The 10,858-nt window shown below is 66.9% G+C and carries 13 protein-coding genes; 1 reads left to right on the forward strand and 12 read right to left on the reverse strand.

Translation table 11 applies throughout. The features are described 5' to 3' along the window. A partial coding sequence (locus tag B551_RS05865) for a type III secretion system chaperone (RefSeq protein ID WP_023263661.1) occupies window positions 1-487 on the reverse strand: 487 nt, incomplete at its 3' end. A 224-nt stretch (window positions 488-711) separates the two neighbouring features. On the opposite strand from B551_RS05865, the gene B551_RS05870 reads away from it, so the two are divergent. Then, on the forward strand, window positions 712-1,446 hold the full coding sequence (locus tag B551_RS05870) for a response regulator (RefSeq protein ID WP_156526583.1): 735 nt from the start codon (window positions 712-714) through the stop codon (window positions 1,444-1,446). Between the two features lie 71 nt (window positions 1,447-1,517). On the opposite strand, the gene B551_RS05875 is transcribed toward B551_RS05870, so the two are convergent. From B551_RS05875 to B551_RS27325, 11 genes are all read right to left on the reverse strand, one after another. Next, on the reverse strand, window positions 1,518-2,144 hold the full coding sequence (locus tag B551_RS05875) for a secretion protein (protein ID WP_023263662.1): 627 nt from the start codon (window positions 2,142-2,144) through the stop codon (window positions 1,518-1,520). A gap of 6 nt (window positions 2,145-2,150) precedes the next feature. Continuing rightward, window positions 2,151-2,768: a hypothetical protein gene (locus B551_RS05880; protein ID WP_006577090.1), complete on the reverse strand. Its 618-nt coding sequence runs from the start codon at window positions 2,766-2,768 to the stop codon at window positions 2,151-2,153. Window positions 2,769-2,877: 109 nt separating this feature from the next. Beyond that, window positions 2,878-4,332 (reverse strand): type III secretion system translocon subunit SctE, encoded by a 1,455-nt coding sequence (sctE, locus tag B551_RS05885; protein WP_023263663.1) that lies wholly within the window; start codon window positions 4,330-4,332, stop codon window positions 2,878-2,880. 134 nt (window positions 4,333-4,466) lie between these two features. Continuing rightward, the gene (locus B551_RS25095; RefSeq protein ID WP_006577088.1) at window positions 4,467-5,150 is read right to left on the reverse strand and encodes a SycD/LcrH family type III secretion system chaperone; all 684 of its coding nucleotides are present in this window, start codon (window positions 5,148-5,150) and stop codon (window positions 4,467-4,469) included. A gap of 23 nt (window positions 5,151-5,173) precedes the next feature. Then, entirely contained in the window at window positions 5,174-5,797 is a 624-nt protein-coding gene (locus tag B551_RS05895) for a hypothetical protein (RefSeq protein WP_006577087.1), read from the reverse strand. 47 nt (window positions 5,798-5,844) lie between these two features. Next, a complete protein-coding gene (locus B551_RS05900; protein WP_157071917.1) occupies window positions 5,845-6,216 on the reverse strand; it encodes a hypothetical protein in 372 nt (123 codons plus the stop codon). 212 nt (window positions 6,217-6,428) lie between these two features. Further along, the gene (locus B551_RS05905) at window positions 6,429-6,686 is read right to left on the reverse strand and encodes an EscE/YscE/SsaE family type III secretion system needle protein co-chaperone (RefSeq protein ID WP_006577085.1); all 258 of its coding nucleotides are present in this window, start codon (window positions 6,684-6,686) and stop codon (window positions 6,429-6,431) included. Further along, window positions 6,686-7,909: a type III secretion system inner membrane ring subunit SctD gene (gene sctD, locus B551_RS05910; protein ID WP_006577084.1), complete on the reverse strand. Its 1,224-nt coding sequence runs from the start codon at window positions 7,907-7,909 to the stop codon at window positions 6,686-6,688. Before sctD ends, B551_RS05905 begins: the two co-directional genes overlap by 1 nt. 7 nt (window positions 7,910-7,916) lie before the next feature. After that, on the reverse strand, window positions 7,917-9,422 hold the full coding sequence (locus B551_RS05915; RefSeq protein WP_006577083.1) for an EscC/YscC/HrcC family type III secretion system outer membrane ring protein: 1,506 nt from the start codon (window positions 9,420-9,422) through the stop codon (window positions 7,917-7,919). Then, a complete protein-coding gene (locus B551_RS05920) occupies window positions 9,419-9,850 on the reverse strand; it encodes a hypothetical protein (protein ID WP_006577082.1) in 432 nt (143 codons plus the stop codon). Before B551_RS05920 ends, B551_RS05915 begins: the two co-directional genes overlap by 4 nt. A gap of 119 nt (window positions 9,851-9,969) precedes the next feature. Next, window positions 9,970-10,858: lytic transglycosylase domain-containing protein (locus B551_RS27325; protein ID WP_052511274.1), on the reverse strand; the 889-nt coding region annotated here is incomplete at its 5' end.

Consider the following 10,858-nt stretch of genomic DNA (forward strand, 5'->3'; position numbering starts at 1 on the left):
CTGCCAACGGACCGGCCGGCAGTGCGTGGCCTGCTCGGGTTCCGGCCTGGCCGGCCGGTTCCGCCTCCGCGCCGTCGGCATCCGCACCGGCGATCCGCGCCGACCAGTCCTTCTGCATCAGGATGAAGTTCCCCAGCATCGTCTCCAGTACCGTGCGGTCGATCTTCGCCAGCGGCATCGTCTGATGCAGGATCAGCGTGCCGGACTGCGGCTCCAGCCCGAGCGCCGCGCCGTGGTCGCGCAGCGGTTCAACCCCGGTGGCCAGCATCTCGCCGACCAGTTCACGGCCGAGCCGCTGCGGCAGTTCCTCGGCGATCAATCCGACCAGCACCAGATTGTGGTTGTCGTCATCGCGGCGGAAGGTGATCGGGTACTCCTCGTCGACGCGGATATGGCACAGGCCATCCTCGTCGAACGCCATTTCGGGAATCCCGATCGATTCGCCGAACTCCGCCAGCAGGCGGTCAAATCCATCCAGTCTGTTCATGTCGCGCTCCAGTGGCGTCGTTCACACCTCGATCCATGGCATCGATCGAACTCGATACCGGGTGTCGATGCTGCCGATCGGCGGCCCTCATTTCCATCTCATCGTTCCATCATTTATTGCTCATTGTCGCTACCTAGACTGGCGCCATCCTGAACCGAGGGCCATCGAGCCAACACCTGGCATCGGACGCGACTCGGATTCCGGCATCGTCTTCGGAGCAACACATGACTATCCCAACGTTGAACAGCCTCGCCGTACTGCCTCGGCTGGTGCAGTCGGCGCGCCGCCCCATTGCCGCGCACCTGCCCGCGACGCGGGTGGTCCTTGTCGACGATCACGCCGTGATGCGCGAGGGCCTGAAGTCCCTGCTGACCAAGGCCGACCCGACCGTCGATATCGTCGGCGAAGCCTCGGACGGCCACGGCGCCGTCCATGCCTGCCTGCAGCTCCATCCCGATCTGATTCTGATGGACCTCCAATTGCGCTCGCTCGACGGCGTCGATGCCATTGCGACGATTCGCCGCAGATGGCCGAGCATCCGGGTCGTGGTACTGGCCGGCCTGCATTCGGAGAACCGGGCGGCGGCCGCGCTGCGCGCCGGCGCCCACGCCTACGTGCTCAAGCGCAGCAACCTGGAAAAGCTGATGGCGGCGCTGCATGCGGTGCGGCAGGACATGGCCTATCTCGATCCCGACATCGATCTCGAACAGGTCGACGCGATGCGCCGCGCCGACGGGAACGACGGCAGCCAGGTGGCCGCCGCGGGCCTGACGCCGCGCGAGCGTCAGATACTGAAGCTGGTCGCCGAGGGACACACCAACCGGCGTGTCGCCGAGCGCCTGTCGATCAGCCTGAAGACCGTCGAAACGCATCGGATGAACCTGATGCGCAAGCTCGACGCCCATCACGTCGCCGACCTGTCCAAATGGGCGCGGCGGCTCGGCCTGATCGACATCTGATCGGGCCGATTCGGCAGCCACGGCCCGGGCCATGCCGCCCGGACCGGGCTGCGCCGTAGCGTCATGCGGCATCACGGCTGTGCCGGCCGCCCTTGCCGTTGGCCGCCCCGCATGCGATAGCGAACCCGCACCATGCCAGCATCGCCGTCCGGCCAGCATTGCGCGCCGAGCTTGCGATAGAGCGACAGCAACCGCCGCCCAAGCTGCTGCTCGTCGACATCGCCGCGATCGCCCCGATCGCCCCCATCGCCCCGATCGCCCCCATCGCCTCCGCCCGCTTTGCCCTCCATCAACGGCACCAGCCCTTCGACCGTCTGGACCTCCGGCACCGATCGCTCGATCGCATGGATCAGCGATACCAGCGCGCGCATCGCGCCGCCGACGTCGCCTGCGGCGCTCGGCGGAGCCGGCGAATACGGCGAATACGGCGAATCCGACGAACTCGATATGCCGGGCCCGCCGTACGCCGCGACGTCGTACGCCGCGATATCGCAGATCAACAAGGTGCCCTGCTCGAAGCGGTAGATCAGATCCAGGCCGCCAAACCGCACCCGGCGCCCGAGTTCGAACGCCGACTCGCCGAGATAGGCCATGACGGTCTGCAGGCCGCGCGACAGCAGAAAGCCGGTGACCGGGTCTGCCGGCACGACGGCCGCGGCCCGCGGCGATTCGCTGTCGGAATGGTTCGGTGCGGCCACGATCGATTACCGCGGGGCGACCGTGGCCTTGATGGCCGCGATCATTTCCTGTGTCAGCTGGCCAGCTTCACGCAGATATTGATCGTGGTGCTGGTCGGCGTTGTCGCGTGCCTTGCCCGAGTCGCGCGCCGCCGAGTCCGAAACGTTGCGCGCGAGATCGGCATGAATCTGCGCCTCCTCTGCCTTGCCGCGCGTGCCGGCGGTGACGATCTGCCCGACCATATTGCCGATATTGCCGGCCGGGGTACCCAGATGGGATCCCATGTCCGCCCCCATGCCGAAACCCATCGCCGGATTCCTGGCGCCGTACACGCCGCCGCCGATGCCGCACAGCAGGCTGAATCCGCCGGTGACGATCCCGGTGATGCCGCTGCCCACCTCGGCGCTCTTGCGCTGGTCCTTGGCCTCGATGGCCCGTTGGTAGGCGAGCTTCTGCAGGTCCGCCACGTTCTTCTCGAGCGCCGCATGGCACTCCACGTAGGTGTTGTACAGCTTCCTCATCAACGCCTGGAATTCGAGGATCATGGCCTGGGCCGATTTTGTCTCGCTGCTGGCCGCCGGCGCTTGCGGCACGGCGATCGGCTGCTGCGTCGCGACGCCGGCCGGATTGGTGATCATGTTCATCGTTGCTGCTCCTGTGAAATCAGTGAAATCGCTTCCGCGATGTCGGCGGCGGCGGCCTGCCGATGCGGCGCCACCGCCCGCTTCTTGAAAAGGGAACGACTGTCGGCAATCAAACGCCGGCGGTCACCGCCTGCAGTGCCACGTCGCGAACCTCGCCGATTGCGTTGGTGATGTTCTCGGTATTGTCGATATGGTCCTGGGTGATCCGTTCGAGCGCGTTCTTGTTCTCCTTGATCTGCCGGCCTATCAAGTCGATCAGGAACTGCAGCATCATCGCGTGGATCATCACGCGCTCAATCTCTTCCTTCTTGTTGGCGCCCTCGATGCGCAGCGCATTGACGGTGATCTGCTGCGCCGCCGGCGCAACCACCCGCGCCGTCGTCGACGCCGCCTCCAGCGCGGCCGTGAAATTGACCGCCGCGCGCATCGTCGCCAGCGTCAGCTGCTTCTTGACCTGGTCGATGAAGGTGGACTGGATGACCTCGGTGGTCAATCCGCGCACCTGCTTGGCCGCCTGCCATAGCGACTGCTCGACCAATTTCTGCACCGCCTCGTTGGTGAACGACTTGGCGAACGCCTCCGCCAGCTTCTGGCTGCCGCCGGCAACCCGCAGCGAATTGCGCAGCTGCACGGCGACATCGTCGACCAGGGTCTGCGCGATGTTCTTGACCAGCTGCGATGCGGCCTCGGCGGCGTCACCGCCCTTCTCCATCGCATTGACCAGCGTCACGCCGACCGAACTGATTCGCTTGCCGCCCTGCTCCACGCCGGTGGTCAGCAGCTCGCCGGCTGCCGTGCCGAGGATCGCGTTGGCCGCCTTGGCGATCCTCGCCACCGAGACCACACTGGCGAGGCCGGCCACCACGCTCAAGCCCATTTCCCATTTCGCCAGTTCGTCGATATGGTGGCGAAGCTTGCCGGCGAGTTCGGGGTGAGCCATCTCGATGGTCTGCAGCGTGCATTTCGCCAGTCCCACCAGGCCAGCCGCGAGGTCGATGGCACCCTGGGGCTGCCCGGTGGCGATCTTCAACGCGCCGGTCACGACCTGCGCGGCGGCCATGGCCCAGTTCAGCACCAGCCCCAGCACCTGCCCTTTGCCGGCCTTCTGCTGCATCTGCTTCTGCTTCTCGGCGGCCTCCTGCTCCTTGCGTTGCTTCTCTTCGATCGCCGCCATTTCTTCCTTGCGCAGCGCCAGCGTGTGGTCGAGGTTGGCCTTCATCATTTCGGCCGTGAAGATGCCGCTCTCGACCTGCAGTTCCATCAGCACCGCCTCGGGATTCAGCGCGCGCCGATAGAACGCGTGCATCGATTCGGCCGCGCTACCGAGGTCGTTCAGCGCCAGTTGAACTCCCTGTTCGTCCTGCTTCGAAGCCGCCTTCGCGGCACGGAACGCGCCGGACAACACATCCATGACGCTGTCCCAGGCGCGCTCGGCGGTTCGCCGATCGACCTCGCGCAGCGCCGCCGGCGGTGGCTTCAACAGTGAAGCGGCAAGGGCGGCGGCTCGAGCGACCTCGTCGGCCTGATCGGCCTCCTCGACCGCCGGCCCCGAAGCCACCGGCATGGTGACGCGCGTGGCCGTACTGCCGCCGACCGGACCGGTCCGGCCGGGTCCGCTCGCCTCCCACTGCGTATCGAGGCGTTCCCGCCTCTCCCCGCCGGGAACCAGCCCAATGGGCTGTAGTGCATTGGCACCGATCATTGTTTTCCTTCCTCCATACCTTCGTCCTCGGCCGCCAGCGGCGTTGCGGGCTGCAAGGCCCGCAACGACCGCAACGATTGTTCGGCGAGACCGCGCAGTCCCTGACAGGCGTCCTGCTCCCCGCACCACCCGATCGCGGCCGAATAGGCTTGCGCCGCTTTCTGATAGTCGCCGCACAGCTGCAGGCTGATCCCGGCCAGATAGGGCGGCTTCGGCTCCCACATGCGCAGCTGCGCGCAGCGCGTGAAGCAGTAGATCGCCTCGTCGTGCCGATGCAGCTTCTGCAGGCTCAGCCCCAGCGACAGCCAGTAGTCGTAGCCATGCGGGTCGATCGCCGCCAGCGCAAGGAAGAGCTGCCGCGCGCCCTCGTGATCGTTCGCCTCGTACCGCTGGCAGGCGTACGTGTACAGGACCTCGAGCGCGGCGGCATCGAGCCCGAACAATGCGCGCAGGCTTCCGCCCTCGGCGAAATAGCGCTCGACGCCCTGCCGGGCCGCGATCTGGTCGTCCAGCTCGTTCGGCTCGTCCGGCTCGTTCGGCTCGTCCGGCTCGTTCGGCTCGTTTGGCTCGATCGCTGCGATCGGCTCGTCAGGCGCCGGAGCGCAATCGCCGTCGACGAGGCCGGCGTCTGCAACCGACGCCGCTGCGGATGGGCTTGTCTGCTTCAGCACGCTTTGCACGGTGCTCTCCCTGGCTTGCGCGATCAGACCTTCGACGTGATCTGTTCCTTGATGCGCTTGACCATGTCGATCAGCGACGTCAGCAGTTGCTGGACCACCTGCAGCAGGCTCAGCGCAATATTGGTCTGCTGCATGTACTGGCTGTTCATGTCGGTGTACTCGGTCTTCTTGATATCCAGGCTGCCGATGGCAGTGCGCAACTGGGCGGCCGCGTATTTCTGGCTCGCGAATTCCTCGAAGCTTGCGTATTTGCGGGGAAAGACGCCGTCGATCTGCAGGTTGTTGTCCCACATGTAGCGGGCGACATCGCTTGGCAACGTGGTGGTCTTGTTCGGATCGGAACCGATGTCCTTGTCGATCGCGATCTGGGTCGCGTTCTTCAGCCTCTCGATCGCGCGCGCCATTTCGTTGTTCCACTTGTACTCGTCCATGCGCGAGCCGACTTCGAGTCGCTGGTTCTCGATCGCCTGGAACATCATCGCGAAGCACGCGGAATCGGTGACCGGCTTGGTGTCGTAGTTGCGCGGCACCAGCAGGCCGCCGACAAACGGCGCGGGATCGGCGGTCGTCAGGGGCACTTCCTTGGCAGGCGCGTCGGTTTGCAGCAGCAGCTCCGGATTGGGCCGCGTTTGTATTTGTCCAGGCATTTTTCTACTCCAATTCAATATTCAAGATTCAAGACAGGACGGCCTCGTCATGCAAAACGGCGCACGCGTTTCTTGGGCTTTTCCGCCGTGCCCTCGGCGCGAGGCGGCACCGGAGCGGTTTGTTGTTCATCGCCACCCGCACCGAACACCTTTTGCTTGTAGCGTTCGATTTCGCGGCGGTCCTGCGCGGCGCGCAGGTTCATTTCCTTGATCATGGCCTGCAGCTGCTCCATCCGGCCCTGGATGTCATCGCCGTTGTTGCGGCTCGCTTCCAGGAAGGCGGCCAGCGCGGCCAGCTCGTGCGCGGCCTTGGGATCCCTGGCCGCCCGCAGCTGCAGATCGTCGATGCGCCGTTCGATTTCGGCCCAGTCGTTCATCTCCCTTTGCAGCGTCGCGCGCAGACGTTCGAGCGTTTCCACGGCCTGCTTCCACAATTGCTCTTCTTCCATCTTGCTTCTCCATTCGAAGCCCGTTGTGGTGACTCTACGGATCAAGGCTTCATGAATCTATTGAAAAATCCGGGGTGCTAAAGCATTTGGTTTGCGTTCGGGTATTGCGCCAAGTCGTTGCCGACTGCGTTGCCGACTGCGTTGCCGAATTGGCCGTCGAGTGCGCCAGCCCGACGCGCCGCCTACGCTTGCGTTTCCGCGAGGCGGCGCCAGATCTTGTCGATCGTGCGTGTCCCTGCCGCACATACCTCGCGCAGCGCGGTCAGCCTGGCGAAGGCCTCCGGCGTCTGCGGCTCAAGCAGCTGCGCGTCGATGGCCCGGCGTGCGCGCGCCAGATCGGCGCGTAGCCGCTTGCGCAGCGCGCCGTCGCGGTCCTCGGCAAGACGGCCTTCGATGCTGGTGCCATACACGGCGGGGGTGGCGGTCGGATCGGGTTCCATCAAAGCTCCAGCGGTAGATGCATCAGCTCGCCCTCGCGCTCGAGGTCGATGCCGTTGCGGTCCAGATGCACGATCACGTGGCCGGCCGGCAGCCGGCTGCCGGTCTTCAGCCGCGTGCCGTTGGCCAGATCGAGAAAGGCCAGCTCGCCGCTGCCGCCGAAGCTGACCACCGGCGCGGGAAAGATGCCGGTCTGAATCGACCGGGTCGGGATGTTCTGGAAGATGACCTTGGGCGCCTCGGGATAGGAGCCGGCGAACGCGTGCGTGACCGCGGACAGGCTGCGCTGTCCGCCCTCGTCGAGCACGCCGGTGATCAGGATCAGGTCCTTCTCCCGCGCGACGCTGAGCCGGCCGATCAGTCCCGCATCGCGCAGCATGCCGATGAGCGTCTTGACGCTGGCGCCGACCGGGTCCTCGACCGACCACCGCTGCAGGCCCTGCATCGACGACAGCATCGACACCGCCCGGCGCCAGCGCGCGTCGGCGTGGATCGTGCCCTGGATGACCACCGTGCCGCCCGCCTGGCCGGGCCGCGCGCGGGCCTCGCCAAATCCATGCAGGTTCAGCACCGCCTGCACGTTGCGCACCAGTTCGTCCTGGCACAAGGTGTTGTCGCGATACGGCTTGCCGTGCTCGCGCAGCTTGTCGACCAGCGCGTTGCGCGCACTCGAATCCAGGCAACTGCCGCCAAGCACCGTCAGCCCGTCCTGCTGGGTGGCGACGTCGATGCCCTGCTGCCGCGCGCGCTTGCGCCATTCGGCCAGCCATTCGTCGCGATCGACCACGGCGCTGTCCGGCTGCAGCATCCCGTAGGCCCAGATCGCCGCGCCCGCGCTGCCGGACATCAGCAGCACCAGGCCGGCGTAGGCCAGCACGGTCGCCGCCATGCCGCGGCGACCGTCGCGCCGTGGCGGCACCTTGCGCTCGGGCAGCGCCCGCTCGGCATCGCCGACCAGCAGCGCAAGGCCACCGATGTCGACGACCTTCTCCAGCGGCAACGGCGCTTGCTCCATCCGGGTGGGCACGCCTTCGATCCATACGGGCACCTCGGTGCGCAGCAACACGCCCTGCTCGGTGCAGTCGAGCACCGCACTGCCACCGCCTTCGAGCATCGCGTCCAGGTCGGGATCGGCACCGCCGATGGTGAATTCGCCCTCGGGCAAGCGCAGCCGGCGTCCGGACAGCGGCCCGCTGAGGATCTTGATCTGGTATCGGTATTTCATGACCACTTCAGTTGAGGGCGTGCGGTTCCGCCTTGATCAGGAACAGCCGCACGACGCTCAGGTTCTCCCGGGTCTCGTTGCGGAACAGGCCGCCGACCAGCGGCAGGTCGCCCAGCAGCGGAATCTTGCGTTGGCCCTGGCGCTGCTTCTCCTCGACGAAACCGCCGAGCAGCAGGCTCTGGCCCGGCCGCAGGATCGCCTGCGTGGCAATGCCGGAATTGCGCACCTGCGGCAGCTGCTCGATGTTGTTGGCCGGCGGCTCCTGCCTGCCGTCCTGGATATCGAGCGTCAGCATTACCTCCTGCTCTCCTTGCATGTCGATCAGGCGCGGGGTCACGCGCAGCAGCGAGCCGGCCGCGACCGAGGCCAGCTCGGCGACCTTGTTGCCCTGCAGCTTGGTGTAGAAGGTGATGTTGCGGTCGAGCACCGCCTGCACGTTGTTCAGCGTCACCACCGACGGCCGCGACAGCACCTTGGCCTTGGAGTTCTGTTCCAGCGCATTAATGCGGACGAAAAAGTCGGCGGTGTTGCTCAGCACCGTCGAGAAGGTGCCGTCGGCGGCCGCGGCATTGCCGGCGTTGAAGCTGATGCGCGACTTGCCCAGGCCGACGCTGCCGCCGAGATCGAGGCCCAGCTCGCGCATGTCGGCGGCGTCCACGTCGATGATCGCCACCGAGATCTCGATCTGCCGCGGCCGCTGATCGAGCTGCCTGATCAGCTCGGCGTACAGCGGGATATTGGCCTTGCGGTCGCGCACGATCACCGCGTTGTTGCGCGCGTCGGCCGAGAAGGTCGGCTGCGTGCCGGCCGGCGGCACCACCTGCCCGCTTTCGGTCGGCGCCGGGATCGCGCGGCTGCGCACCATTTCCCGCAGCTCGGTGACCACGCCTGGAATCACGACCTGCTGGTCGCGGTAGGTGTACGCGCCGTCAACCGCCGAGGCATAGCGCAGCGGAAAGACCTGCACGACCTCCTTGTTCTGGGTCTGGTTCAGCGTCTTCTCGTCGAGGTCCTTGGCCAGCTTGCCGATCCGCTGCACGCAGACCGGCACGCCGAACACCTCGACCGCATTGAAATTGCTGACCGGCCGCACCGAGCAGGTACCGCCCTTGAACACGCCGGCCTCGCGCAGATACTGCGCCAGCTCGTTCGCATCGAGATAGGAGGGCGTGACGACCTCGGTCCTGACCTCGCCGGCCTTGTAGGCATAGAGCACGCGGCCATCGAAATACCAGGCCAGGTTGTACAGCTGCGCCAGCTGGTCGAGCAGCCGCTCCGGCTGGCGGCCTTCGATCGTGCCGACGAAGGTATCGTTGACGTCCGGGCTGACGATCACCGGCACGCCATAGTTCGCCCCCAGGTCGCGCAGCAGCGCGGCGACCTTCATGCCGCGCGAAGACACGGAGAACTCCGGGCCAGACAGGCCCAGCGGGCCCGATGCCGCCTGCGCCTTCAGCGCAAGGGCGAGGGTCGCGGCAACGATCGACAGCTTGCCCAGCTGCATTGCATTCATATCAATCTTCCAATATCGGAACCCGGTCCGGCCGCCGCCGTCTGCGCGCTTTCCGCCAGCCGGCGCGCCAGCGCCAGTTGCAGCGCAAGGCGTTCTTCCAGTTGCCTCGCTTCGATGTCGTGGTCGTAGCGATGCCACAGCAGCCACGCCTCGCCGTCGATCGCCAGCGCGTCGTCGGTCGCGGCCGGTGTTGCCGCCAGCGACAGCGTCGCGTCATCGAGCCAGCCCTCGGCGGGCTCGGCCCCGAGCTCGAGCCGCAGGCCGACGCACAGTCCCGCCTCGAGCCACCACGCGTGGGCCGACACACCGCCGACCTCGATCTGCGCGGTGGGCCCATTGGCGGCGATCACCGCGACGCTGGGACAGTCCATCAGCTTGCGCAGCCAGGCGTTGGCGCCGCGTTGGCCGGGAAGGGACGGCGGGTTCATCTATGCATCATCGGGTAGGGGCCACGGCGGCGTGATCCGGTCATGACCTGAAAGCCGCGCGCCGGTGCAGCGCGATGGTGGCGATGGCGGTGGTGGCGGCATGGTTTGCAGCAGCGACATCAGGCCGGTCCCCTGCGTACTGGCACCGGAAGCGGCAAGCGCGTCCAGGTCGACCCGTCGACGGACGCATCCGCCGCCATGGCCGGTACCGTGGCCGCCCTGCCGGTCGCCGTCCTGTCCGTCGCCGTCCTGTCGGTCGCCGTCCTGTCGGTCGCCGTCCTGTCGGTCGCCGCCTCCTCCGTCGCCGCGCGGCTCGGCGGCCGCGCGCTCGACGTCAGCACCGCGCCGAGCCAGTTCGACACGGAGCGCAGCGCCGCATCGGCCTGCTGGCGTGCCACGGTGTCGTTGCCGCCGGCCCTTGCCGTGCGGCCCGGCTTGGCGCCGCTGCCTTCGTCGGTCGTGCCACCGTTGCCGCGGACATCGCCGCCGGCCGTCGGAACCGCTCGCAATGACGCTGCCTCGGTCCCCGTTGTCAGGCCGAGATGCGCCAGCACCTTGCTGACGTAGCCTTGCGTTTCGGCAAATGGCGGAATGCGGCGGCCATACTTTTCGACCGCGCCCTCGCCGGCGTTGTAGGCGGCCAGCGCGAGCGTCAGGTCCTCGTCGAAGCGGTTCAGCAGCCAGCGCAGATACTGCGTGCCGGCGCTCAGATTGCTGCGCGGATCGCGCAGATCGGCGGCGCCGAAGCGTCGCCCGGTCGCGGGCATCACCTGCATCAGGCCGACCGCGCCCTTTGGCGAGCGCGCGTTCGGCTGGAAATTGGATTCGACCTTGATCACCGCCCGGACCAGATGCGGCGCGACATCGTGCCGGCGCGCGACTTCGTCGATCAGCTCGTCGTAGGCCGATGCCAGCCGCGTATTCGGCGGCGCCTGCGCCAGTTGCGCGTGGCGCGGCCGCGTCGAGGCACGCGCGCCGGGCAGGTCCCGGCTCGATACGCTGCCCTCT

This window comes from Cupriavidus sp. HPC(L) (assembly GCF_000307735.3).
Classification (GTDB): domain Bacteria; phylum Pseudomonadota; class Gammaproteobacteria; order Burkholderiales; family Burkholderiaceae; genus Cupriavidus.

What these genes read in the sequence shown, in the direction of transcription:
- sctD (WP_006577084.1), bottom strand. Translation starts at nt 7,909, where the DNA reads ATGAAATACCGATACCAGATCAAGATCCTCAGCGGGCCGCTGTCCGGA.
- B551_RS05895 (WP_006577087.1), bottom strand. Translation starts at nt 5,797, where the DNA reads ATGCCTGGACAAATACAAACGCGGCCCAATCCGGAGCTGCTGCTGCAA.
- B551_RS05920 (WP_006577082.1), bottom strand. Translation starts at nt 9,850, where the DNA reads ATGAACCCGCCGTCCCTTCCCGGCCAACGCGGCGCCAACGCCTGGCTG.
- sctE (WP_023263663.1), bottom strand. Translation starts at nt 4,332, where the DNA reads ATGCCGGTGGCTTCGGGGCCGGCGGTCGAGGAGGCCGATCAGGCCGAC.
- B551_RS05915 (WP_006577083.1), bottom strand. Translation starts at nt 9,422, where the DNA reads ATGAATGCAATGCAGCTGGGCAAGCTGTCGATCGTTGCCGCGACCCTC.
- B551_RS05905 (WP_006577085.1), bottom strand. Translation starts at nt 6,686, where the DNA reads ATGGAACCCGATCCGACCGCCACCCCCGCCGTGTATGGCACCAGCATC.
- B551_RS05870 (WP_156526583.1), top strand. Translation starts at nt 712, where the DNA reads ATGACTATCCCAACGTTGAACAGCCTCGCCGTACTGCCTCGGCTGGTG.
- B551_RS05880 (WP_006577090.1), bottom strand. Translation starts at nt 2,768, where the DNA reads ATGAACATGATCACCAATCCGGCCGGCGTCGCGACGCAGCAGCCGATC.